This window comes from Thiothrix fructosivorans (assembly GCF_017349355.1).
Classification (GTDB): Bacteria; Pseudomonadota; Gammaproteobacteria; order Thiotrichales; family Thiotrichaceae; genus Thiothrix; species Thiothrix fructosivorans.
This window is the reverse complement of sequence record NZ_JAFMPM010000006.1, coordinates 1,563,537-1,586,947: the sequence shown is the minus strand read 5'-3', so window position 1 is coordinate 1,586,947 and position 23,411 is coordinate 1,563,537. Positions and strand designations below refer to the sequence as shown.

Here is a 23,411-nt window from a genome sequence, read left to right as displayed (position 1 = left end):
CAGTCAGACACCCGCAACCCATAAATAGTTGCTAGTCTAGCACCATCTTAATCGGGGGGATTCATTGGTATTTGATTTCCAACCAGACGTGACCTTTACTACCGGATTTTTTGACTTGAACGATTTCAACTTCGTGCCCCGTCGCCAGATTACCGAGCGTTTTACCGAGCTTGCCGCCGCCTTCACTGCGTTTGCCGGGGGGGTGTTCACGCACGGTTGCGCCCCAGCTTAGTGGGTACTTATTTCCCGCCACCGGTAATTCAGCGCCGATTTTCAGCCCCTGTTCTAACCATTTACCGTTAGCAAATTGTCCACCGTAAATCCAACCTGTTGTACCGCTGGTCGTTTCATCAGCTTTAGGTGTTTCCACTGTTGCGACAGCTTCAACGGCTGGAGAAGTCGGGAGCACTGCTGGTGGAGTCACTGCGGGTTCGGGTGGTGTAAGAACCGCGGCAGGTGTACTAACCACTACTGGAGCTGGTGCATTCACAGGATTAACGGTTGCATTATTGCTTGCAACATCAAGAGCAGCAAGTGCCGGAATATCCGCTTTGGCGGCGACAGGCGGTGTTGCAACTGCTGCCGTTACTGCGGCATCACTGCTCGAATTGTCAGCGACCAGTGTTTGCGAAAAGAGGAAAGCCATACCTGCCATTAAGAGTGTTGTGCCGATCACCAAACCAATAAGCTCACGCTTCATTTGCTCGCGTCGACCACCTTGAATAGCATATCTTATTGTTGCCATGTTTAAGCCCATCCATGATTCAGATTTATTTGAACAATAAATAGGATAGCAAATTCTTATCGGATTATCAGCACCCATGAATTATTTATTTCATCAAATATATTCATGCTTACACAGATTGCCTGCATTGCAGAGTAGTTCGTAGCTAATTGTACCGGCGGCTTGCGCCACCTGATCCACCGAGAGGTTTTTTCCCCATAATTCCACTTGATCCCCGGCGCGTGCTTCAATCGCGGTCAGGTCGATCACAATCATATCCATCGATACACGCCCAAGAATGCGGGTCAGCTTGCCATTGATCCAAATAGGCGTACCCGTTGGGGCATGACGTGGATAGCCGTCGGCGTATCCAATAGCAACCACCCCGGTACGGGTATCCTCTGGGCATGTCCAACTTGCGCCGTAACCGATGGATTCACCTTTAGGAATAGTGTGCACAGCAATCAGCGGTGCTACCACACTCATCACTGGCCGCAATCCGTCACGTTTGGCATCGCCATTGGCAAACGGTGATGAACCGTACAACATAATACCGGGGCGCACCCAGTTCACATGCGTTTGCGGCCAGCCAAGGATACTCGCGGAATTACCAATACTGCGCGGTGCTGGTAAGCTCGCCGTGTATTTGGTGAAGCGTTCCAATTGCAACGGGGTTTGTGGGCTATCCAATTCATCGGCACACGCCATGTGGGTCATGAGCCACGGCGTGGGTTTAACATTGGGGTGTTTGCTGAGGCGCTCGAACAGGTGCGGCGCTTGTTCCACCGGAAAACCGAGGCGGTGCATTCCGGTATCCAGTTTCAGCGCCACATCCAATTTGATCGCCGCCGCCGCACTGTCCAATAGCTCAAGCTGGGATAAATCGTGTAACACCACCCGCAAGCGATGTTCCGCCGCCGCTTTCATCCCCTGCATAGTATTGAAACCCTGCAAGACCAGAATGGGGTGGATGAAACGGGCTTGGCGTAACTCGATGGCTTCCTGAAGGCAAGACACCGCAAAACCGTTGGCATGACTGAGCGTTTCTGCCGTTTTGAGCATGTTATGCCCATAGGCATCGGCTTTAATCACTGCCATTGCCAAACTATTAGGCGCAACCTCACGGCAGCGAGCAAGGTTATGCCGCAAGGCACTGGAATCAATAATGGCGCGGGCAGATCGTTTCATGCTGGCAGTGTAACGGTTTACAATAATTATTCAAATCCTGGGGTATAAATGTCAGGGGTAAAGTTCTCGAAACGCGTGTATTTACCAAGGAACGTTAAGCGCACGCTGCCAATTGGGCCATTCCGTTGTTTGGCGATGATGATTTCTGCTGTACCTTTGTCGGGAGATTCTGGGTTATAGACTTCATCGCGGTAAATAAAGATAATTAAATCAGCATCTTGCTCTATCGCACCCGATTCACGTAAATCCGACATAATTGGGCGTTTATTGGGGCGCTGTTCCAGACTACGGTTGAGCTGCGACAAAGCTATCACAGGCACACTCAACTCTTTGGCTAAGGATTTCAGCGAGCGGGAAATTTCAGAAATTTCCGCAGTACGGTTATCGGTAGCACTCCCCGTTTGCATGAGCTGCAAGTAGTCAAGCACGATTAAACCGAGCTGCCCGTGTTCCCGCATTAAACGCCGCGCCCGCGCCCGTACCTCAGTGGGCGACAACGCAGGGCTGTCATCAATGAACATCGGAACATCGCTAAAAATTTTGACCGCCGTGGCAATACGCGGCCAATCTTCGTCCGTCAGTTTACCGGTACGAATACGGTGCTGATCAACTCGCCCCATCGACGACAACATCCGCAACGTTAACTGCTCAGCGGGCATCTCCATACTGAAAATAGCGGTTGGCAATTTTTTGTGGGCAGCGGCGTATTCGGCGATATTCATCGAAAAAGTAGTGTTATGCACCAAAACATCTTCGGCAACAAAATTGTGTGTTTCCGGCACGCTCAAATCATAGACTTGTTGCTCTCCCAAACACTCGATGGATTCAATCTCATCCCAATACACATCACCACTGACCAAATCAGCATTGGGGAATTTACGTTGACTTACCGCTAGTGCCTGTTGCACAGCCTCTTCTTTACCATGTACACCGATGGTTTCGAGGAAATAGCGCACATGCTGCTGATGCGTAATGCGCAACTCATAAGCGGGGCGATATTCACCACGGTATTGAATTTGACGCTCGCGCAGCTTCGCTAAGATGCCGAAGCGCAGCAGTAAGTGCTGCATATCTCGCGCTAACGGTTTACTCACCGTACTGTAGGAAATGCCAACTTGATCCCCATTCTGCACGTAAACACTGCCATCACAGGCAAAAGCACGATTCAAAAACGTCGCCATTAATGCGCGGGGTAACTCAAATACGGCATCAGGAACACGCTTACCGTGCGCACTTTTACCCATCAAACCCAAGGCTTGCAGCCATTCTGTAACAGGACTCGGCGCTGAACGGGTCGTCGCTGCCGTGCCATGTGGCATCAATACTTGTGGTTCAAGTTGCAGCTCTCGACACAAAATACCCAACATATCACCAGCAGGTACGGCTTTGCCCACCGTCCAATAATGTACGGTTGCCACAGCAACGCCCAATTGACGCGCCAGACCCGTGAGACTCAGGGATAACTCCGTTAAACGCTGTTTGAGACGATGCGCAAAATCTTGGCGAGATACTTGCAGAAACTCACTATCGGTCATCACGCGCACTGACGGTGTACGTGTGCCTTTACTGTCTTCCAAGCGCCAACTAACACCCGGAAAATCTCGTAATGCCGCCGTAAAATCATCCCGAATGCGTGGATTAATATTGGTGAATTGCGGGCAGGTTTGCGTCAAACCACCATCCGTTAAGAAATACGCAATCAGCTTTGTCCGTTGCTCAGACAATGCGCCTTGACCAAAAAACGGTAAGACACGCGGTACGCCAATGCATTGACCTACCGCTAACTCTGCCAATTTTTTCCAGCCTTGCAGAGTCAGGAAAGGATGGCTCGCCGTCGTGGTAATTTCACGCCCTAATGCCGTGCGCACGCGGAAAACAGGCTTCATACCATCATCGACAAATTGTGATGGCTGAGTCACTTGTAAACGAAATTGTGCATCCAGCGTCGCCAGTGATCCTTGTTGACGCGTAACCAGATCATCAATCAACACCAATCGCCCTGTGGTTGGATCTAATACCCGACTGCCCGCCACAATGCACTTTCCCATCGACGGTCTGCCAGCCACGATGATCAAATCGCCTTTCTGCAAACCCGATGTCATTTCATCAAGCTGCGCATACCCCGTGGAAACGCCCGTAATATTACTATCGAGCTTACTCAATTCCTCAATATGCGCTAGCGAGACTTTTAGAAGATTTTTCAGCGACTTGAAGACTTGCCCTTGCTTACCACCCTGCTCGGCAATCTTGAAAACTTTCTGCTCCGCCTCATCCAACAACGCTTTGCTGGGACGACCTTGCGCCGTGAAAGCGGAATCCGCAATACCCGTTCCCACCGTGATCAACTGACGTAACACCGATTTTTCACGCACGATTTCGGCATACGCCTTAATATTCGCCGCACTAGGGGTGTCTTTCGCCATCGTTGCGAGGTAAGCAAAGCCACCCGCATTTTCCAGCTCATTACGCTGTTTCAGCCATTCGGATACCGTCACCAAATCCAGCGGCTTGCTGTCTTCGACCAGATCGGCAATGGCGCGGAAAATCAGGCGATGATCTTGTCGGTAGAAGTCCTCTTCCACCACTTTGTCAGCGATAGTATCCCATGCTGTATTGTCGTTTGCTAACCCACTCAGCAATAAGCCGCCCAGAACAGATTGTTCGGCTTCGATGGAATGGGGAGGAATTTTGAGTGATTCGTATGAGTCTGCCATGCACGCAGTTTAACGAAAATCGACGGCAAGCGTTAGAACTAAAAATGCCCCACAACACGATCAAGCATTACGGGGCATTTTGCACAAGGCATTGTTAAATCAGAAATTATTCTGATTCAACAACAACCTTGATGGTGGTATCGACTTCAGCGTGCAAGTGCAGGCCGATTTCAAACTCACCCAAATGGCGGATAGCACCATCCGGCATACGGATTTCGCGACGTTCAATGTTGATACCCGCTGCTTGAATCGCTTCCGCAATTTCAATGTTGGATACAGAACCGAACAGTTTGCCTTCGTTACCCGCTTTGCCTTTGATGGTCAGTACCATTTCAGCCAGTTGGTCGCGACGTGATTGCGCAGACGCCAGAATCGCTTCGGCTTCGGCTTCTAATTCAGCGCGACGAACTTCAAAGGCTGCCATATTGGCTTTAGTCGCCATTTGTGCTTTGCCTTGCGGGATCAGGAAGTTGCGGGCATAACCAGGACGTACTGACACGATGTTGCCTAACGCGCCGAGGTTTTCCACTTTTTTCAGAAGAATGACTTGCATCGTACTCACCTTTTACTTGTGCTGATCAGTGTATGGCAGCAACGCGAGGAAACGCGCACGCTTGATAGCGGTAGCCAGTTGACGCTGATAAATCGCTTTAGTACCCGTAATGCGGCTAGGTACGATTTTACCGGTTTCGGTAATAAAGCTCTTCAGGATGTCGAGATCTTTGTAGTCGATCTCGGTGATCTTTTCAGCCGTGAAACGGCAGTATTTTTTGCGGCGGAATTGACGTGACATATTTTATCTCCAGATAAGCGTCATTATTCGTCGTCAGATGAATCATCATCATCGGACTGGACTTCTTCACGCATACGACGTGCCGGTTTCGCTTCGCCATCTTTCCGCAGTGGGGATGGTTCAGTGACCGCAGCGTCCATACGCATGGTGACGTTACGGATAACCGCGTCGTTGAAGCGGAAAATGCTTTCCAGTTCAGCCAGTGTTTCCGCGCCGCATTCGATATTCATCAGCACGTAGTGTGCTTTATGCAGCTTGTTGATTGGGTAAGCCAATTGACGGCGACCCCAATCTTCCAAACGGTGGATTGCACCACCGCTTTCTTGCACCATACCACGGTAGCGTTCTACCATCGCAGGTACTTGTTCGCTCTGATCCGGGTGGACCAGAAAGACAATTTCATAATGTCTCATGACGGTTTCCTTTCGGGTTAAACAGCCTCCCACTAACGGTGAGGCAAGGATTCCAAGGGCATAAGCCCATAGAAAAGCGCGGGATTATCCGTGAGTTGGGGTGCATTGTCAATTTAAGTTGGATAGCTACCATCCATGTCCTACACTACTGCTTAGAGCAAGCACTAGAAAATAAGGAATGACCGGGCCAATGATCACTACCACAGGAACACCTTTGTGAACCACCCAGCACTAACACGCTACCCGATAGCATTAGCGGGCTACCAGTGGCTGCAAGTGCTTCATGAAAGCGAGAATGCCATTATTGTGTTGGCAAATGCCCCTAGCGGACAGCCGGTGGTGATCAAGCGCTTTAAGTTCGATGCCAGCAAGCTCGCCAAGCACCTCGTCGACGAATTCTTAATGGAAAGCTGGGCGTTAGGTTTGTTAGATCATCGGGGGTTGGTGCACCCCATTGATGCCGGTTTAAGCGCAGGTGCACTGTATATGATCATGGAATACGTGCCGGGTGATACGTTACGGCGTTACCTTGCGTTGATGCCACGCCTACCGCTGGCGCAAGCCTTGCAATGGTTTAAAGATATTGCCTTGGCGTTAGGCGAGATTCATGACATTGGTTTACTGCATCAAGACTTGAAAACGGCCAATATACTGGTGCGTGGCGATAACTCATTAGCTTTACTGGATTTCGGTTTGGAAACGCGCCTACTGGTCGCAGCAGGCTTCATGCGTGCCGATGAAATTTACTGCACACCCTATTATGTTAGCCCAGAACGCATTATCGGCGACCCACCCGATGAACGCGCTGATCTTTATGCCCTAGGGGTAATACTGTATGAGTTACTGGTCGGTCACAAACCTTACGAATCCACTTCTTTAGCAGAACTCTTGAAAAAACATGCGATTGCCCCCATTCCCCACTTACCACCTGCCCTAAATGTCTATCAGCCACTCCTTAACGGGTTACTGGCAAAGTTTCCTGAAAACAGGCTACAGTCTACCGACGTAGTGGTACGATTGTTGCAGGAAATACAGCAACGTTAATGGGTTAGATACCGGGAGACCCCAGTGTATGAAACGAAAAACACAATGCATCCATACCCAACAGATAGAATGCCAGCCCTCGCTGGTGTTCCACTTTATGCGAGTGGCCAAATGGATTGCTTTATCCTTACTCCTCGGAATTGGCTTTATAGGCGCACTCCTTCAGTTCCAACGCCATCAGGAAATCAACTGGATGTTTTTTTCAGTGTGCATTGTGTGTGGCGTGATTTTGTTCTGGATTGGTCACTGCATCATGAAAAGTGACTGTGCCATCAAACGACGCTGTGGTACGTGCGTAAAAGTATCGACCGTGAGTCTCACGAAAATTCGCCAAGTATAAGGTTGATTGGGCTACCTTCCACCTGCATTATCCTATAAAATAATCAAATCATAAAAAATTAAAATTAAAGTGGTCTATGTTACGTTTTCTTCTGTTCTTCCTGTTAGTACAAGGCGTGTTGTTCGGGGTGGAAATGCTACAACCGATACAAACTGCCATTATTCTCCCGTGGACAAGCCTGATTGCGGATGTCAGCGGTTGGCTCATGTCTGCGTTTGACCCCAACGTTGCCACCGCAGGTAAAGTGGTGCGCAGTACCCTGAACGGCTTTGCCGTCTCCATCGAACCCGGCTGCAATGGTGTGGAAGCCATGATTGTGCTGCTCGCTGCGATTATCGCCTTCCCAGCGCCCTTTCTGTATAAATTAACGGGTCTAGCCTGGGGATTCATCGCTATTCAAGGCATGAACTTATTGCGCATTATCAGCCTGTTTTACTTGGGGCAATGGAGTCAAGAACTGTTTGATTGGGCGCATCTGTACATCTGGCAAGCTTTGATCATGCTGGATGCCTTGGTCGTATTTCTGATTTGGATTCGTTACTTACCGGGGCAAACCACACCACCATCCTCCATGACGGAGGCAATCGCATGACCCCTAAACCCTTGCACCGTTTTATGTTGGGCGTGCTGATTTTTTTTCCGCTGACGTTTTTTGTCTGGTACATCTCCGCCGCGTTCCACCTTGCCCCGATTACACTACTCACGGGTAAATTGCTGGCATGGCTCGTGCCGGATGCGCTCCTGTGGTTGCGCTTAGATGGGCATACCTTGGTGTTGGCATCCAATTTCGGACACGATGCCAGTGGCGCTATCGTGTCTCCGCCGGTTGGCGATGATGTGTTGGGTTTTCACCTAAATCCGTTGATTTACAGCTACAGCTTGCCGCTGTTAGCTGCTTTGATCCTAGCCACACCAAGCAAGCAAAAAGGTAGCAACCTTTTCTGGGGATTGCTGCTGCTGTTACCCACCGAAGTATTCAGCATGACCTTCAGTGTGCTCAAAACACTAACGTTTGAAGTCGGCATCGCTTTCCAAACCCAACAAGGCATGACCCAAACCCATGCCGATATGCTCGCACTGGGGTATCAAATGGGCACACTCTTATTGCCAATGATCGCCCCGTTAGTCATCTGGGTAGCCTTGCACCGCGACTTTCTAACCCAGCTTGCCCCACACCTAGAACACACCCTAAAACGCTGACTCAGCAGATTGAAAACCTGCACAAACATTGGATTTATTAGGGAAAACCCCAGTGTGCACAGCAACATTTTGCCTTGAGCATTACGCTAGAATCAGGTCTACTCCGCGCGATTACGCACGTTAACTATTAGGATTACAACAATGGAACGCTCAATCAAAAACCTGTACGTCGCTATGGCGATTATGACCGCACTGATCATCTTAAATGTCATTTTGACCATGAATGATTTGTCACCGTTTTCTCTCTAAACACGCACCACTCCATCCCCGAATTATCCCTGTTCGTCTGCTTATGCATGTCTTCTGCTCAAAATAATTATTTAATAGATAAATTAATTTTATCTGAATGCAGAAGTATCTAGTCATGACAAAACAACAGTATTCATCGACACCACTCGCCATCACCCTCAGTTTACTTGCCTTGGCACTGTCACCCAGTTCATGGGCGGTTTCCTGTAACTTTCAAAACGGGGATAACTTTACAGAGATTTGCGGCTACCTCGAAGCAGGCACAGTGGCAACGGGCGGCAAGATGAATCTGCATGTTTCCAGCACCACCCCCAACTTCAACGTAAACATCAGACGGGCAGGCAATGATAACAACAACTTACTGAGCACAACGTTTACAGGTGCAGGAAATCATAGTGCAACCAGCCACACCCAATTGAACTGGGGTACAGCTTACGCCGTCGATATTCCAGCAACCTGGACGAGCGGCATTTACGAAGTCACTCTGAATAATCAACGCGGGAGTTATCCCGAATTCGTGGCGATTAAAGCCGCACAACCGGGCACACATTCCAAAATACTGGTGCTGGATAGCCTGCCAACCAAAATTGCTTACTCACCTATCGGGGGCAAATCCATGTACGGCTACAATTCCAGCAATGGACAAGCCGCACCTGAAGTATCAATGGAACGCCCCAGCGGACGCGGGCAGTGGACAGAACATCGCGAACTGGTCGGTTGGCTCGACCGTGAAGGCATCGCGTATGAAGCTGCCTCCATGATGGATGTGCACCGCGACCCTACCCTATTGAATCACTACAACTTGGTCGTGATCGTCGGGCATAACGAATACTGGTCAAAAGAAATGCGCGACAACTGGGATAGCTACCTTGCCAACGGCGGCAATGCCGCGATTCTCAGCGGCAATACCATGTGGTGGCAAGTACGCTTCAGCCCTGACACCAAACAAATGATTTGCTACAAAAATGCCGCCGCTGACCCGCTGTATGGCGTTGATAACAGCCGCGTTACCGTCAATTGGTTCAGCCAACCGCTGAATCGCCCTGAAAATCAGTCCATCGGGGTCAGTTTCCGCCACGGCGGCTACCATGATTACACCGAAAATGGTGTACAGTATTACGTTAAAAATGGGCGCAACGATGACGGCGCTAACGGTGGCTTCACAGTGGCGGATGCTTCCCACTGGATCTTTGCAGGCACAGGACTAGCCAATGGCAGCGTGTTTGGGCGCGACAACAGTATCGTGGGTTACGAAGTGGATGGCGCATTATTCCAGATGGTCAACGGCAAACCCGTTGCTACCGGCGCAGATGGCACGCCCACTAATTTCCAGATTTTAGCGACCTCCCCCACTTACGCCATCAACTCACCGTCAGGCATTCCGGGAGTCGTCAGCAACAATCATAATGGGCAAGGCTGGGGCACATTGGGTATCTTCAAACCTTCCGATACCAGTGGTAGCGTGTTCGTTGCCCCCACCATTGACTGGGCAGAAGGCTTACGCGAAGCAGCCGTTGCGCAAATCACTCGAAACGTAATCAATGAATTAAAAACGCGCACACCACACCATTCTTCCCCAACAACAACCAACACCAGTACACCGCCTAGCAGTGTTAACGGCAATGCTGGAGTCGTCGTCAGCGCCTCCCCTCAAGTTATCTTGCAGAACAACGGTGGCGGTGGCAGCCTCTCCGTGACGACACTATTACTCGGTTTAATGGCTATTTTTGGTCTAACCCTGCGCAAGCGCAAACATTAACCATTTGATAAAATTAATGATTAATTAAACAACAATCAAACAATAAGATCATATTAATAAACAACAATGATTTAAGTTAATGCAAATCCATGAAACTGCACTAAAATAATCCAGCTTATGATCACAAATCGACAAAGAACTGACTTATGATGATCAGTTCTGGAGAAGACTATATGGCTAATGTATTACTCACGCGTATCCAGCCCACTTCCCGCACATTATCGACCGGGCTAGCAGGAGTGGTTGGATTCCTCGGCATCATGCTGTCACAAAGCGCGATGGCGGTATCCTGTGACTTCAAAAATGGCGACGTATTCACCGAAATCTGCGGCTACCTCGAAGCAGGCAGCGTGCAAACAGGCGGGCAACTCAAGGTTCATGTAGCTAGCACCACCTCGAATTTTGATGTGCATATGCGCCGTGCAGGCAATGCCAATCCTAATTTGCAAACGGTTTCGTTGAGCGGCGCAGGCAATCACAACCCCGCCACGAATAGCCATGACGGTTTGAACTGGGGTTCTGCTTTCAATATAAGCATTCCCACCCATTGGACTAGTGGTTTTTACGAACTCAGCTTCAATAATGGACGCGGCAGTTACTCAGAATTTGTTGCCATTAAATCCGCACAACCGGGCAGTCACTCCAAAGTGTTGGTACTCGACAGTTTGCCCACCAAGCTCGCTTACTCGCCGATTGGCGGCAAATCCATGTATGGATTCAATTCCACCAATGGTCAAGCTAGTTCGCAAGTGTCGATGGAACGTCCCACTGGGCGAGGCCAATGGGTCGAGCACCGTAATTTCGTTACATGGCTAGATCAGCAAGGCATCGCTTACGAAGCCGCCTCCATGATGGATCTGCACCGTGATCCCTCCTTATTAAGTCACTACAATTTAGTGCTATTAGTTGGACACAATGAATATTGGTCGAAAGAAATGCGCGACAACTGGGACAGCTATCTGTCAGCCGGTGGCAATGCCGCCATTTTCAGTGGCAATACCATGTGGTGGCAAGTGCGCTTTAGCGATGACAATAAGCACATGATTTGCTATAAAAACGCCAATAGCGACCCGTATTACGGGCGCGATAATAGTCGTGTGACCACCAACTGGTTTAAAGATCCCGTTAATCGCCCAGAAAACCTCTCAACTGGCGTGAGTTTTAAACACGGTGGCTACGCGAACTACACCGAAGCGGGTGTGCAATATTACGTAAAAAATGGTTCTGGCGATGATGGTTCTAATGGCGGTTTTAAAGTTGCCGATGCAACCCATTGGGTCTTTGCTGGCACAGGCTTAGGCAATGGCAACGTTTTCGGACGCGGTGATGGTATCAACAGTTACCCGATTGCTGGTTATGAAGTCGATGGGGCATTATTCAATATGAATGGCGGCAAACCCACGGTGACGGGTGAAGACAGTACGCCACAAAACTTCCAGATTTTGGCAACAACGCCTGCGTTTGCCGTTAACTCTCCCTCGCTTGTTCCCGGTGTTGTGTATAACAACCATGCCGGACGCGGCTGGGGAACACTAGGTATTTTCCAACCCAGTGCCAATAGTGGCACAGTCTTTGTTGCCCCTACGATTGATTGGGCGGAAGGCTTAAACGATTCACAAGTAGGGAGGATTACCAAAAACGTCATCGACCGTTTAAAAAACCGTGGGCAAACCAATACAGACGGTAGTAACCCCAGCACTGCGGGGAACACAACAAACTCAGGCGGTGTATCCAACGAACCAACGTCGAGCGTAGTACAAAGCACTAGTGGTGGTGGCGGTAGCTTCCCGCTTACAGCCTTGCTACTAGGTGTAGTCGCTGTTTGCGGCTACCAAGCACGTAAACGGTAAATACCTAATCAGAGCAATTGCCCACTAACGGGCAGTTTGCTTATTCATCGGGTGTCGCATTGTGCTGAGCTGCACCCGAATCCTTATCTTTTTTCCACGATTCCAAACTGATCACTTTGTCGGGCGTATCACTGTTTTTGCCTGCGACATGCGCGTGCCCCAACAATACCGAAGGATTGCCCGCCAGAAACTCGCGCATCAGACGTAATTTCAGACTATTCGGGAACTTGCTTTGGCTTTGATCGTTTTCGAGCGCTTCCGCTTCTTCTTCGGTCAAGGAATTGACCAGTTTTTCCCAACGCTCATTAAGTGCCTGCTCGATACTTGCGCTATCCGCTTCTAACTTAGCCAAGACATCGCTGGGAAGCGAGTTCAAATACTCGTCAATATTGCCAAGAATTTTCCCGAAACGCATTTCCAGCAAGGCGCGGAGTACTTCATCCGTCCACTGCTCTTCGGCATGTTTAGCAAAAGCATCCATCTCGCTGATTAACAAACCATCCGAGCTAACCGAGCCGTGTTCTTCACCGTGCCGTCGCCACAGAATATGCAACTGTGGTAAAAACTGTTCCAGCCGCAAATGTTCATCTGCCGACTTGGGCAAGAACGTAATCGGTTTAAGCTGTGGATAAAGCTGGCAGAACTGGTACAACGCACTCACGTACTGAAACGGGTCGAAACTCAGCGTAATGACATTTTCATCAAACTCTTCGGGCGGCTCGTCGTCTTCATCCTCAGCCAATTCAATATCCAGAAAAGGCTCGTAGTGTTCGTATACGATGTCCCAGAAAATTTTGCCGTCGTGATGACGTACAAAGATCGCCGATTCCACTTGAAATTCAGGCAAATCTGGCGTGGTATTCACAATCCAATAATCGCCGGTCGCTTGAGCGCTACGCACAAGCGCACGGAAATCCAGTAATCCAAACGGGATTTCCATAATACGGTCGGGGTGACTATAACCTTCCAGTACAACAAGCTGTACAGAAGGCGCACCACCTTCTAACGTGACAACAAATGATAGAGATTCTTCCATCAGTGCATTCTAGCAAAACATGACGAAATACACTGAGAATTTCACACCTACTGACCTATAAACTCCGCGCACACTCGGCAACTTTCACCGACTGACCCGCCGCGAGTATACCACCTACCGGAAGATTCCCAATACGCACCATCTCTTGCAGATCAAGCCCTAACTTGCCCGCCACCAATTCTGCTGTATCACCCGCTTGTGCAAGGTAGAAAAACGCACCGTAACGCCCACTGCCACGTTCCTCCGTCTGCTCCAACAAGGACTGTGGCAAGGCATTACAACTGGGTAACGCGTTGTCGACAACAGGTTCAGCGGGTAGTGTCGGCAATGTAGGTAACGTCTGTATGGTAGCCGTGGATTCTGCCATCACCGCAGGCTCGACAGAAATAGGCATGATCTTGCCCGTATCTGCTGACGTTACACTAACCCGCTTGACCCGCACAATGCCGTCATCAATCGCCGCCTGCAAGGGTGTATTTGGCTGGACATCGGCCTGAGCAGATTCCAGAGAAACTTTTTCAGTACGCAATAACGCCAATGTCACTTGCGGCTGATTGGGGTCTACGACGGGTAATAATGACTGTGTGCCATCAACCGATGGCAATGTCGCCTCCGGCTCAGCAACGTCAAGGGTTTCACCACGCAATGCCGCTTGATATTCCAAATCGGTTTGTTCCCAGTTCGCCAGCAAAAACTGCGCATTGGTGCTTGCCTGTTTACCCTTTTCAAAGCGGGTCAGATGCGTCAATACGTTACGGATATACCCGCGTGTTTCCGTAAAGGCGATGGTCACAGGCTCATTCGGTGCAATCCTGCCCACCCCTGCATTGTAGGCAGCGATAGCATGAGTAAAACTGCCGTTGTAACGTTTCAGCAGCCAACTCAGGTAACGCGTGCCACCGTTGATATTCTCTTCGGGGTCAAAAATATCCAGCACACCCAGTTCAGCAGCAGTTTCTGGCATAAGCTGCATCAAGCCGGATGCCCCCATGTAAGACACCACCATTTCGCGGTAACAACTTTCGGAAGCAATCACCGACTTCACCAAGGCGGGATCAACCCCATAACGCTTAGCTGCCTTTTGAATAATCGCTTCGTAAGGGTCGGCTTTGATTTGCAAGGCTTTAGCACTGAAACCGCCACACCCGCGTGCCTCTGGAGTACGCGCATAATGCACATGCGCTAAGCGTTCCTTAAACCACGCTTTGGTCGCTTTACTCGCGGGATCAGGCAATGAACGTAACGCCATCTGGAATTCATCGTCCGCCACGCCCCAACGTTTTAGCAAGGCTTGCGCTTGGCGGTTGGCTTTTTTGTTATTGTCTAACTTGAGTAAGGTGCTGAGAAGCTGATTCACTGGTTCGCGAATCTCACCAACAGGTGTCGGGCGTGGTGCGTCTTGCCACAAACTGCCGCTGTCACTCACATACGCCGCTAATACTTCAGCTAAACTGCCTTCGTAGCGCTTCGACAAATAACTCAGGTAGCGTGCGCCTGCATCAATATTCGCGGCAGGGTTGAGCATATCCAACGCGCCGAAACGCTTGGCAGTCGTGGGGGTGAGCTGCATTAAACCAATGCGCCCTTCAGAGGAAACAAGCACGGGGTTGAAGCAACTTTCCGTCGCCATCACGGCCTTAATGAGTGCAGGACTAATCGCGTAACGTTGTGCTGCTGTTTGTATGTCCGCTTTATAGGATTCAGCGCGTTTATTGAGAGTTTTAGCGCTGACACTCAGACAACTGGGAGCATCGGCTGCGTAAGCGGCGCACGACATACTGATAAAACTACCTGCCAACAACGCTGACAGCAGTGCTTTATACATTTTTTTCATGATAGTAGACACTCATTGAATAGCCCAACCTTTACTGTAGGCCAATACAGCGGATTCTGCCGGAAAATACCAAGAAATGCTTGCGACCATTTAATTTACGGCTATTTAACCCGATAAACGGTCAGCCACTAACCCGTCTTTTCCATTTCCTGCAACTGTTCTAGCTCCGCTGCACTAAACCCTGCCTGTAAACGTGCTTCGGTATAGAACGGCCCACGTAACGGCCCATGCAACACATCCATTATCAACTGACGAAACGTCGCTTCCGGCTCTAAACCACGTTGCTCACAGCAATACCAAAACCAACGCGAACCAATCCGCACATGCCCAATTTCATCCCGCAAGATGATTTCCAACACTGCCACGCTTGGCTCATCCCCAGCATCACGTAAGCGTTGCATCATGCCCGGCGTGACATCCAAACCTCGCGCCTCCAGCACGCGTGGCACTAACGCCATCCGCACTAATACGTCGTAGTCCGTTTTACACGCTTGTTCCCACAAACCGTTATGCGCAGGTAAGTCACCGTAAACACAAGCAAAATCTGCCTGCAAGCGCTCACGCAATAAGCTGAAATGGTAGGCTTCTTCCGCCGCTACTTGTAGCCAATCGCCATAATACGCATCCGGCATCTCCCGAAAACGGTATACCGCATCCAACGCCAAATTAATCGCATTAAATTCGATATGTGCAACTGCGTGTAACAACGCTCGCCGCCCTGCGGGGGTGGTCAGTTTGCGTTGTTTGACCAACTTAGGATGGACAAGTTCCGGCAAAACAGGGCGTCCCGGTATCGGTATGGCTTGCACTGGGCAATCCACTGGTGTTTCCCTCACCAAACTGCCCGTCTGCCAATCCGCATACAATTGCGTGGCACACGCCAGTTTTTGGTCTACATCGGGTTGCATCAGGCAAGCATACGTTGCCGCGTAAAGGTTTTTCATGACACTTTCCAGCCAATAATCACATCCATCACATTCGTACCCGTCGGCCCTGTGTGGATGAGGTCGCCGCTGGCAGCGAGGAATGTTCCTGCATCAGCAGCTTGCAAACAAGCGGCTGCGTCAAGGTTTTGCGCATTACCGCGTTGCACCGTGCCATTATCGACTAATGCACCCGTGTCTTCGGTCACGCCATCCGTTCCATCTGTGCCGACTGCCAGCAGGAAAATGTCATCATCTGGCTGCAAGCACAGCGCTGCCGCTAGCGCCAAATGTTGATTGCGCCCACCGTAGCCGGGATTGAGGGGAAGTTGCAAAGTCGTTTCTGCGCCCCAAGCATACAACCCGGGTAAGCTGTTGCGTAAGTATGCAACGCAACGCTGCGCCACTTCTTCCGCATCACCTTCGAGAAATTCGGGCATCACGTTCACCGCAGTAGTCGCTGCTAGCGCCGCCAATAGTTGGCGATTGCTGGCGACAATTTCCCACGCAAAATCTTCACGAGGTGCGGGAAATAGCAAGCCTGAACCAATCACCGCTGGGTCATCACCCGGCACATCCGACATCAACAAACACGTTACAGGACGTTCGCCCACGTATTGCCACAATTTACCGCCCTTGATTAATGAGAGCGTGCACCGCATGGCGTTAATCTCGCTGATCACCGCGCCATTCGCCAGCATAGCGTAGGTCGCTTGTTGCAAGCGGTCTACTGTCCAACCTGTTTCTAGCACCTCCACTAAACTGGAAGTACCGCCAGAAATGAGGAATAACACGGGTTCATCGGTAGGCAACGCTTGCAGGTACTTAATTAACGCTGCACCGGCTTGTAGGGATGACTCATCCGGGATGGGATGTGCCGCTTCCAAGACTTGCACCTGCGTCAGTGCTTGGGTGGCGGCGGAAACATGTTGGTGTTTGGTGATCAGCAAGGCGCTTTGCATGGCATCACGTAAGTAACGGTATGCCCCCCACAGCATGGCATCAGCCGCTTTGCCAAGCGCAACCACATGGCAAGGCTGGCGTAACCTCTTCGCCTGTAGCGCCTGATACACCGTCATTTCACCTTCAACGGCGACCAAACCAGCGGCATACATATCTAATAATTGGGTGCGGTGATCGGTCATGCTTTAACCTAATAGTGCGGCGACTTTCTTCCGATCCGCCCGTTTCATTGCCTTACCGGTAATCGGGCTGATCGGCGCTCCGGCAAAACGCTCATCGTGTGGAAAGACCATCAATTCAACTTCGACATCATCCGCATAAAAGCGCAGTAACGGAAAATATTCCTGCTTTTTGCTGCCCAAACGCGTCAAACGTTCATGCGTTTGAAACGGAATATGTTGGTCATCCAGAAAAAACATCACCTCTTCGACACTATCCGCCGCCAGATACAAGGTGATAGCGGAATGGGAGCTGGATGTCCCCTCCAATGCCGCGCCCGTCAAATAAGGTTTATAGGCGTGTAAAAATTCCATCGCTTCAAGTGCCACTTCACGATGCTGACGCAGTAAGCGGGGTTGTGTTTCCGCGTCGAATAATTGGATACGTTGGTGGATCGCGTCTTCCACCTCTTCATTGGTAGGCTGCGCACTGCCCTGTAAGCGCACCCCCAGATTATCGGCAGCGCGTAACTTAGCCAACCGATAATCACGCATTCCTTCCTCGTAAATCAAACGAGCGGCTTCCTCTGCGACTTGGTAACGCAGCTCATCACGACTGTTACGCATTAGAAAAGCTGCTCAGGAATTTCGACACGCTCAGGGGTACGCTGCGGTGCAGGGCGCGGTGCAGCTTGTTGTCCGGCAGCAGGAGCGGGGCGACGTGGCGCAAGATCCCGTTCATTTTGGTATTGGAAACTGCTATCCGCCGTATTCGCCGCCTGACTACGCTTTTTAGGCTTGGCATCTTCCTCAACTTCCAGCCCCAAATCCGCTTCTTTCAGATCCACAGGTCTTTCCCACTCTTTCGAGGGTTCGCCTTTCAGGATACGGTGCATGAAATCAATCCACATCGGCAAAGCCACATTGGTCGCGGTTTCACCTTCCCCCAGCTTCGCCATGTCATCAAAACCGACCCACGCAATTGTTACCACATCAGGGGTAAAACCACAAAACCACGCATCTTTTTGGTCATTGGTCGTGCCGGTTTTACCCGCAATATCCTTGCGGTTTAAGGTACGTCCCGCCCGCGCAGCGGTGCCAAATTGGGTAACACCCTGCATCATGCTGACAATCTGGTAGTGGGTGCGGTTACTCATAATGCGCTTTGCGGCGGGGTATACCCCAGCGTCACCCACTTTCGGGCTTTCAACCGCAGGCGTTTCCCAAATCGGTTTTTCGGGCGCAGCCGGTTTATCGGCACCCGCTTTGCCTGCTTCACCCGTGACTTGCTTATCGCCTGCTTGATCCGTTGGTTTTTTGATGGTGCAAATCTCAGCAGCATCGTCACAAATGCGCGGCGAGGTTTCTTCAAACAATACCTTGTGGTTACGATCTTCAATACGCGTAATGAAATAGGCGTTAATCTTATAACCACCGTTCGCAAAAGCGGCGTAAGCCGTTGCCATTTCCAGCGGTGTGGTCATCGCCGTGCCTAATGCCAGCGTCAGATTGGCAGGCAGATTTTCTTTAGCGAAGCCGAATTGCGTCGCAAAATCAATGGCGTAGTTAATGCCAATGCTGCGTAACAAACGAATCGACACCAAATTACGGGATTTCGCCAATGCTTCGCGCAAGGTGGTAGGGCCGATGTACTTGCCCCCGAAGTTTTCCGGTTTCCACGTACTGCCCGGAATCTCCAGCGGCGCATCATTAACCACACTAGCGGGCGTAAAGCCTTTTGCCAGTGCCGCCGCATAGATAATCGGTTTAAAACTAGAACCGGGTTGACGCACCGCCTGCGTGGCGCGATTAAACTTGGAATGGTAGAAATCGAATCCACCCATGACCGCACGCACCGCCCCATCACTGGGATCGAGGGATACCAATGCCCCGCCTACGGTGGGCACTTGCGATAGCGTCCACGTATTTTTTTCTTTATCGGTTTGACGCAAACGCACAATGTCGCCCGCTTTCAACACGTCACTGACTCGCTTCGGGGCAGCGCCACGCCGATCTTCGGTTTTGAATTCACGCGCCCATTTTACGTCATTAAAATCGAGCGTTACGCGAGTTTCACCTACTAATAATTCAGCGGCATTACTGTCAGCACTCAATACCAACGCGGGGTGTAAATCACCAAACACCGGATAAGTCGACAGTTTGTCACGCATATCATCTTCGGTTTTCAAGTCGCCAAGATCAACCTTGTCTTCCGCACCCCGATAGCCATGCCGGAAATCATACGCTGTAAGGGCTTTGCGTAGGGACTCTGCCGCCTCGGTTTGTTTTTCATTATCCAAGGTCGTGTAGACATGATAACCCTGTGCGTAGGCATTTTCTTCACCAAAACGCTTTACGATGTCGGCACGTACCATTTCAGCCAGATACGGCGCATTCGCGTCAATTTCGGTTTTATGCTTGGCTGCCGTATTAGGTTCATTCAACGCAGTTTGGTAATCAAGCTGGGAAATATCCCCCAATTCCAGCATCCGCTTGAGAATGTAATTGCGGCGAATCATGGCGCGTTCTGGGTTCGCTAAGGGGTTGTAGCGCGATGGGGCTTTCGGCAAACCGGCAATCATGGCGCATTGCGCAAGCGTCAACTCACCCAAGGTTTTGCCGTAATACGTTTCCGCCGCTGAGGCAATTCCGTAAGCGCGGTTGCCCAGATAAATCTTGTTTAAGTACAACTCAAGGATTTCATCTTTACCAAGATTACGCTCCATTTTGATCGCCAGCAGGGTCTGCTTGAATTTGCGCTCAAAGGTTTTATCAGCATCGAGAAAAACGTTTTTTGCCAACTGCATGGTAATGGTGCTTGCACCTTGATTGGTCGAGCCGGTGGATACCGCGCTACTGATCGCCCGCGCCACACCTTTCCAGTCAACCCCTTGATGTTGGTAGAAACGCGCGTCTTCAATGTCCAAAAAGGCCATCTTCAAGTTTTTCGGGACTTCGCTCAGCGATACCGGACGGCTGCGGCGCTCACCGTACTCGGCTAATAACTCACCATCGCGAGTATAAATACGTAAGGGGACTTGAATATCAATTTTGCGCAGCTCAGCTTCATCGGGTAATTGAGGTTCATAGTGAGAATACAGGGCGAACAAACCCAAAGCCCCTAACGTTAGAAGCGCGAAAAAAGCACCTAGAATAAGCTGAAGAAATTTATAGATGAACCGCATGACTACATTGGACTTTTATTCATTTACGCACGGCTCTCCGTTTATCTGAAAGCACGCCACCCAAGACGGGCAGAGTAGACTATTTTGAGATTCGACGCTACCATTGCCTTGAAAATAATTAAAAGATATGAAGAATAACGTTTAATAATAACAATAACCCCCGGTGTGCCTGTGTTTTCAATATATCCTCGCAAAGAAAGCCTGCTCGGTCTGGACATCAGCTCTTCCGCCATCAAGTTGGTGGAGATGACCCGTAAAGGGCGTGACTACCGCATTGAAAGCTATGCGGTCGCACCCTTGCCTGAGGGGGTTGCTAATGAAAAAGACATCGTAGAGCCTGAACCTGTGGGTGAAGCCATCCGCCGTGCGTTGCGGGACAGTCGTTCCAAATTGAAACATTGCGCACTCGCCATCCCTACCTCGATGGCGATTAGCAAAATCATTCCCATGCCTGCTTCCATTCCGCAAGCGGAGCTAGAAGCGCAAATGTCGATGGAAGCTGAACAACACATTCCCTACCCGATGAACGAAGTCAATTACGACTTTGAAATTCTCGGTCCCTCCGCCAATTCGCCCGAAACGGTCGATGTCCTGCTCGCCGCTACGCGCTCAGAAAACGTCGAAGTCCGCGTGGCGGCAGCGGAAATGGCGGGGTTAACCGTGGACATCGTGGATACCGAAACCCACGCCTTGGAAAAAGTTCTACGGCATTTGACCAACGAGCTGGAACAGCACGAATCCCTCGCCATTGTCGACTTTGGCGCAACCATGACCGGCATCAGTGTGTTTGAACAAAGCCGCCTGACCTTTTCGCGTGAGCAAAGTTTTGGTGGTCGGCAACTGACCGAAGAAATCATGCACCGCTACGGTTTAACGTGGCAGGAAGCAGGTTTGGCGAAAAAAGAAGGCAATCTGCCCGAAAACTACGTGTCCGAAGTGCTCGAACCCTTCAAAGACAATATGGTGCGGCAACTGCACCGTTTTCTTCAGTTTTATTACGCATCCAGCCAAAAAGACAGCGTGGCACAAATCCTGATTTGTGGCGGCTGTGCGCGTATTCCGGGGGTCGATGAGCAAATTCAATCGACCATCGGTATTCCTGTCAGGGTCATTAACCCCTTCACACGCGTGGCACTGGGTTCGCGGGTCAGCCCAGTGCGCTTCACCAATGACATGCAGGCTCTGCTGATTGCGGCGGGCTTGTCACTGCGAGGATTGGAGTAATGGCAGGTCTTAACCTCCTCCCTTGGCGGGAAAAAGCCCGTGAAGAGAAGAAAAAGCAATTCTTCGGCTTAGCCGGTGCCAGTGCGCTGCTCGCGGCGGCGGGCGTGTTTGGCGCACAGCAATACGTGCAAGCTTCGATTGAAAACCAAGACCAACGCAATGCCTTTCTCACTCAAGAAATTGCGCAACTGGATAAGCAAATCAAGGAAATTGAAGCACTTGATGCGACGCGCCAAGCCTTGCTGGATCGGATGCAGGTCATTGACGACTTACAAAGCACCCGCCCAGCGATTGTGCATTTGTTTGACGAAATGGTGAACGCCATGCCCAAAGGCATGTACTTACTGCACCTGAAACAAGAAGGCACGAAAGTACAACTGGAAGGCAAAGCCGAATCCTACGCCCGCGTATCCAGCTACATGAATCGGTTGGATGCGTCGCAGTGGCTGAGTTCCTCCAATCTGAACATCATTTCGACCGAGAAGGATGCCAAAGAAGCCACAGACACGATTTTGCTGCGTGATTTCAAACTGGATGTGACCCAACTATTACGCCAAGGTCAAGAAGCAGAAGAAGCTGCCACAACGGGTAAACCGAACAAAGCCCCCACGCCCAACAAAAAACCGGAGGCTGGCAAATGAATCTGCATGAACTCAATAACCTTGCAGACGACCCCGGTAGTGTCTCGTGGTCGATCAAGTCCATGGCGATTGCCGCCATCATGATCATCATCCTGTTGTTGGGGTATCAACTCATTATTGTTGATCAGCTTGCTACCTTAGAAACGGTCGAAGCGAAAGAGCAAACCTTGCGCACAGATGTCGAAACCAAGCAAAAGCGTGCCAGTCAATTGCCCCAATACAAAACGCAATTGGAAGAAATGGAACGCTCCTTCAGCATGTTGCTGCGCCAATTACCCAGTGACACCGAAATTCCGGGCTTGATCCTCGATATTTCCGAAAAAGGCTTATCGAACGGCTTAGAGCTGGTGTTGTTTGAACCGCAAAATGAAGCCCAAATGGAATTCTATGCGGAAAAGCCCATCAAGATTACTGCCAAAGGTTCGTACCGTGAACTCGCGACGTTTGTCAGCGACATTTCAGGGTTATCACGTATTGTTACCATCAACAATATCGACCTAAAACCACAAGAAAATGATGGGCGCTTACAGATGGAAGCCATCCTGAAAACCTACCGTTACATTGAAGACGGTACTGGCGACAAACCCGCCGCACCCGGCGATAAAGTGGCGAGCAAAGAGGGCAAAAAAGGATGAAACGCACCCTAAAAATAGCCACCAGTTGCTGCCTATTCCTCTCATTAAGCGCCTGTAACAGTGACATGAGTGATTTGGAGCAATTCGTGCAAACGGTCAAAGCGAAACCCGCCACACCGATTGACCCTATCCCCGAAATTAAACCGTATGTGCGGTTTATTTATCCGGGGCATGAACTCAATCCGTTTGACTCCAAAATACTCGCACCGGATAAAGCGACCGAAACGGGTAGCACCATCATGCCCGACCCAAACCGTATTCCAGAGTTTTTGGAAAGTTTCCCTTTGGATAGCCTACGCATGGTCGGTACGATTAACCAAAACGGTGCATTGTGGGCGCTGATTCGCATCCCTGACGGGGCGGTGCATCGCGCCAAAGCGGGCAATTACCTTGGTAAAAACTACGGTAAGATCAACAAAGTGGAAGAAACGAAAGTGAGTGTGCAAGAAATTGTCGAAAATGGTTTCGGTGGTTTCAAAGAACGGGAAAATGCCATTGCCCTCTCCGACTTAAAGAACGAAAAAAAATAACACAGGAC

At 50.3% G+C, this 23,411-nt stretch carries 22 protein-coding genes; 10 read left to right on the top strand and 12 right to left on the bottom strand.

The annotated features are described in order from the left end of the window. Positions 1-61: 61 nt before the first annotated feature. From J1836_RS11145 to rpsF, 6 genes are all read right to left on the bottom strand, one after another. Complete coding sequence (locus tag J1836_RS11145; RefSeq protein ID WP_207251158.1) at positions 62-745, bottom strand: hypothetical protein; 684 nt, start codon at positions 743-745, stop codon at positions 62-64. Positions 746-838: 93 nt separating this feature from the next. Then, positions 839-1,912, bottom strand: a complete 1,074-nt coding sequence (gene alr, locus J1836_RS11140) for an alanine racemase (protein WP_207251157.1) — start codon at positions 1,910-1,912, stop codon at positions 839-841. A gap of 26 nt (positions 1,913-1,938) precedes the next feature. Further along, positions 1,939-4,626 carry a replicative DNA helicase gene (gene dnaB / locus J1836_RS11135; protein ID WP_207251156.1) on the bottom strand — a complete coding sequence of 896 codons (2,688 nt, stop codon included), beginning with the start codon at positions 4,624-4,626 and terminating at the stop codon, positions 1,939-1,941. A 106-nt stretch (positions 4,627-4,732) separates the two neighbouring features. Further along, positions 4,733-5,179 carry a 50S ribosomal protein L9 gene (gene rplI, locus J1836_RS11130; RefSeq protein ID WP_207251155.1) on the bottom strand — a complete coding sequence of 149 codons (447 nt, stop codon included), beginning with the start codon at positions 5,177-5,179 and terminating at the stop codon, positions 4,733-4,735. Between the two features lie 12 nt (positions 5,180-5,191). After that, complete coding sequence (gene rpsR / locus J1836_RS11125; RefSeq protein ID WP_028489389.1) at positions 5,192-5,419, bottom strand: 30S ribosomal protein S18; 228 nt, start codon at positions 5,417-5,419, stop codon at positions 5,192-5,194. Between the two features lie 23 nt (positions 5,420-5,442). Then, a complete protein-coding gene (gene rpsF, locus J1836_RS11120) occupies positions 5,443-5,832 on the bottom strand; it encodes a 30S ribosomal protein S6 (protein ID WP_207251154.1) in 390 nt (129 codons plus the stop codon). A 216-nt stretch (positions 5,833-6,048) separates the two neighbouring features. Here rpsF and J1836_RS11115 point away from each other — a divergent pair, with 216 nt between their 5' ends. The 6 genes from J1836_RS11115 (at position 6,049) to J1836_RS11090 (ending at position 12,274) form a co-directional block, all read left to right on the top strand. After that, positions 6,049-6,876 carry a serine/threonine-protein kinase gene (locus J1836_RS11115; RefSeq protein ID WP_207251153.1) on the top strand — a complete coding sequence of 276 codons (828 nt, stop codon included), beginning with the start codon at positions 6,049-6,051 and terminating at the stop codon, positions 6,874-6,876. A 28-nt stretch (positions 6,877-6,904) separates the two neighbouring features. Continuing rightward, positions 6,905-7,216 (top strand): hypothetical protein, encoded by a 312-nt coding sequence (locus tag J1836_RS11110; RefSeq protein WP_207251152.1) that lies wholly within the window; start codon positions 6,905-6,907, stop codon positions 7,214-7,216. Between the two features lie 76 nt (positions 7,217-7,292). Continuing rightward, positions 7,293-7,808: an exosortase H gene (xrtH, locus tag J1836_RS11105; protein ID WP_207251151.1), complete on the top strand. Its 516-nt coding sequence runs from the start codon at positions 7,293-7,295 to the stop codon at positions 7,806-7,808. Continuing rightward, the gene (locus tag J1836_RS11100) at positions 7,805-8,416 is read left to right on the top strand and encodes an exosortase H-associated membrane protein (protein ID WP_207251150.1); all 612 of its coding nucleotides are present in this window, start codon (positions 7,805-7,807) and stop codon (positions 8,414-8,416) included. The genes xrtH and J1836_RS11100 overlap by 4 nt, the downstream gene beginning before the upstream one ends. A gap of 364 nt (positions 8,417-8,780) precedes the next feature. Continuing rightward, complete coding sequence (locus tag J1836_RS11095; protein ID WP_207251149.1) at positions 8,781-10,424, top strand: N,N-dimethylformamidase beta subunit family domain-containing protein; 1,644 nt, start codon at positions 8,781-8,783, stop codon at positions 10,422-10,424. Positions 10,425-10,597: 173 nt separating this feature from the next. After that, entirely contained in the window at positions 10,598-12,274 is a 1,677-nt protein-coding gene (locus tag J1836_RS11090; protein ID WP_207251148.1) for a N,N-dimethylformamidase beta subunit family domain-containing protein, read from the top strand. A 40-nt stretch (positions 12,275-12,314) separates the two neighbouring features. Here the strand turns inward: J1836_RS11090 and J1836_RS11085 are convergent, their stop codons facing one another. The 6 genes from J1836_RS11085 to J1836_RS11060 all read right to left on the bottom strand — a co-directional run bounded on the left by J1836_RS11085 (position 12,315) and on the right by J1836_RS11060 (position 20,298). Then, entirely contained in the window at positions 12,315-13,310 is a 996-nt protein-coding gene (locus J1836_RS11085) for a hypothetical protein (protein WP_207251147.1), read from the bottom strand. 55 nt (positions 13,311-13,365) lie between these two features. Further along, a complete protein-coding gene (locus J1836_RS11080) occupies positions 13,366-15,144 on the bottom strand; it encodes a lytic transglycosylase domain-containing protein (RefSeq protein ID WP_207251146.1) in 1,779 nt (592 codons plus the stop codon). Between the two features lie 128 nt (positions 15,145-15,272). Beyond that, complete coding sequence (locus J1836_RS11075; RefSeq protein ID WP_207251145.1) at positions 15,273-16,088, bottom strand: ferritin-like domain-containing protein; 816 nt, start codon at positions 16,086-16,088, stop codon at positions 15,273-15,275. Next, positions 16,085-17,212 carry a DUF4147 domain-containing protein gene (locus J1836_RS11070; protein ID WP_207251144.1) on the bottom strand — a complete coding sequence of 376 codons (1,128 nt, stop codon included), beginning with the start codon at positions 17,210-17,212 and terminating at the stop codon, positions 16,085-16,087. Before J1836_RS11070 ends, J1836_RS11075 begins: the two co-directional genes overlap by 4 nt. Before the next feature lie 3 nt (positions 17,213-17,215). Then, positions 17,216-17,815 (bottom strand): hypothetical protein, encoded by a 600-nt coding sequence (locus J1836_RS11065; RefSeq protein WP_207251143.1) that lies wholly within the window; start codon positions 17,813-17,815, stop codon positions 17,216-17,218. Further along, a complete protein-coding gene (locus J1836_RS11060) occupies positions 17,815-20,298 on the bottom strand; it encodes a penicillin-binding protein 1A (RefSeq protein ID WP_242632794.1) in 2,484 nt (827 codons plus the stop codon). Before J1836_RS11060 ends, J1836_RS11065 begins: the two co-directional genes overlap by 1 nt. A 246-nt stretch (positions 20,299-20,544) precedes the next feature. Here J1836_RS11060 and J1836_RS11055 point away from each other — a divergent pair, with 246 nt between their 5' ends. The 4 genes from J1836_RS11055 to J1836_RS11040 are packed head-to-tail and all read left to right on the top strand — an operon-like array spanning position 20,545 to position 23,403. Next, on the top strand, positions 20,545-21,597 hold the full coding sequence (locus J1836_RS11055; RefSeq protein ID WP_207251141.1) for a pilus assembly protein PilM: 1,053 nt from the start codon (positions 20,545-20,547) through the stop codon (positions 21,595-21,597). Then, positions 21,597-22,238 carry a PilN domain-containing protein gene (locus tag J1836_RS11050; RefSeq protein WP_207251140.1) on the top strand — a complete coding sequence of 214 codons (642 nt, stop codon included), beginning with the start codon at positions 21,597-21,599 and terminating at the stop codon, positions 22,236-22,238. Before J1836_RS11055 ends, J1836_RS11050 begins: the two co-directional genes overlap by 1 nt. After that, positions 22,235-22,873 carry a type IV pilus inner membrane component PilO gene (locus tag J1836_RS11045; protein ID WP_207251139.1) on the top strand — a complete coding sequence of 213 codons (639 nt, stop codon included), beginning with the start codon at positions 22,235-22,237 and terminating at the stop codon, positions 22,871-22,873. The genes J1836_RS11050 and J1836_RS11045 overlap by 4 nt, the downstream gene beginning before the upstream one ends. Beyond that, the gene (locus J1836_RS11040) at positions 22,870-23,403 is read left to right on the top strand and encodes a pilus assembly protein PilP (RefSeq protein WP_207251138.1); all 534 of its coding nucleotides are present in this window, start codon (positions 22,870-22,872) and stop codon (positions 23,401-23,403) included. The genes J1836_RS11045 and J1836_RS11040 overlap by 4 nt, the downstream gene beginning before the upstream one ends. Positions 23,404-23,411 lie beyond the last annotated feature (8 nt).

Bases quoted from the DNA above. Each gene is read 5' to 3' on its own strand.
- J1836_RS11065 (WP_207251143.1), bottom strand. From the start codon at position 17,815: ATGCGTAACAGTCGTGATGAGCTGCGTTACCAAGTCGCAGAGGAAGCC.
- J1836_RS11075 (WP_207251145.1), bottom strand. From the start codon at position 16,088: ATGAAAAACCTTTACGCGGCAACGTATGCTTGCCTGATGCAACCCGAT.
- J1836_RS11145 (WP_207251158.1), bottom strand. From the start codon at position 745: ATGGCAACAATAAGATATGCTATTCAAGGTGGTCGACGCGAGCAAATG.
- rpsF (WP_207251154.1), bottom strand. From the start codon at position 5,832: ATGAGACATTATGAAATTGTCTTTCTGGTCCACCCGGATCAGAGCGAA.
- rpsR (WP_028489389.1), bottom strand. From the start codon at position 5,419: ATGTCACGTCAATTCCGCCGCAAAAAATACTGCCGTTTCACGGCTGAA.
- J1836_RS11090 (WP_207251148.1), top strand. From the start codon at position 10,598: ATGGCTAATGTATTACTCACGCGTATCCAGCCCACTTCCCGCACATTA.
- J1836_RS11110 (WP_207251152.1), top strand. From the start codon at position 6,905: ATGAAACGAAAAACACAATGCATCCATACCCAACAGATAGAATGCCAG.
- J1836_RS11070 (WP_207251144.1), bottom strand. From the start codon at position 17,212: ATGACCGATCACCGCACCCAATTATTAGATATGTATGCCGCTGGTTTG.
- J1836_RS11040 (WP_207251138.1), top strand. From the start codon at position 22,870: ATGAAACGCACCCTAAAAATAGCCACCAGTTGCTGCCTATTCCTCTCA.
- alr (WP_207251157.1), bottom strand. From the start codon at position 1,912: ATGAAACGATCTGCCCGCGCCATTATTGATTCCAGTGCCTTGCGGCAT.
- J1836_RS11085 (WP_207251147.1), bottom strand. From the start codon at position 13,310: ATGGAAGAATCTCTATCATTTGTTGTCACGTTAGAAGGTGGTGCGCCT.
- J1836_RS11045 (WP_207251139.1), top strand. From the start codon at position 22,235: ATGAATCTGCATGAACTCAATAACCTTGCAGACGACCCCGGTAGTGTC.
- dnaB (WP_207251156.1), bottom strand. From the start codon at position 4,626: ATGGCAGACTCATACGAATCACTCAAAATTCCTCCCCATTCCATCGAA.
- rplI (WP_207251155.1), bottom strand. From the start codon at position 5,179: ATGCAAGTCATTCTTCTGAAAAAAGTGGAAAACCTCGGCGCGTTAGGC.
- J1836_RS11050 (WP_207251140.1), top strand. From the start codon at position 21,597: ATGGCAGGTCTTAACCTCCTCCCTTGGCGGGAAAAAGCCCGTGAAGAG.
- J1836_RS11095 (WP_207251149.1), top strand. From the start codon at position 8,781: ATGACAAAACAACAGTATTCATCGACACCACTCGCCATCACCCTCAGT.
- J1836_RS11100 (WP_207251150.1), top strand. From the start codon at position 7,805: ATGACCCCTAAACCCTTGCACCGTTTTATGTTGGGCGTGCTGATTTTT.
- J1836_RS11080 (WP_207251146.1), bottom strand. From the start codon at position 15,144: ATGAAAAAAATGTATAAAGCACTGCTGTCAGCGTTGTTGGCAGGTAGT.
- xrtH (WP_207251151.1), top strand. From the start codon at position 7,293: ATGTTACGTTTTCTTCTGTTCTTCCTGTTAGTACAAGGCGTGTTGTTC.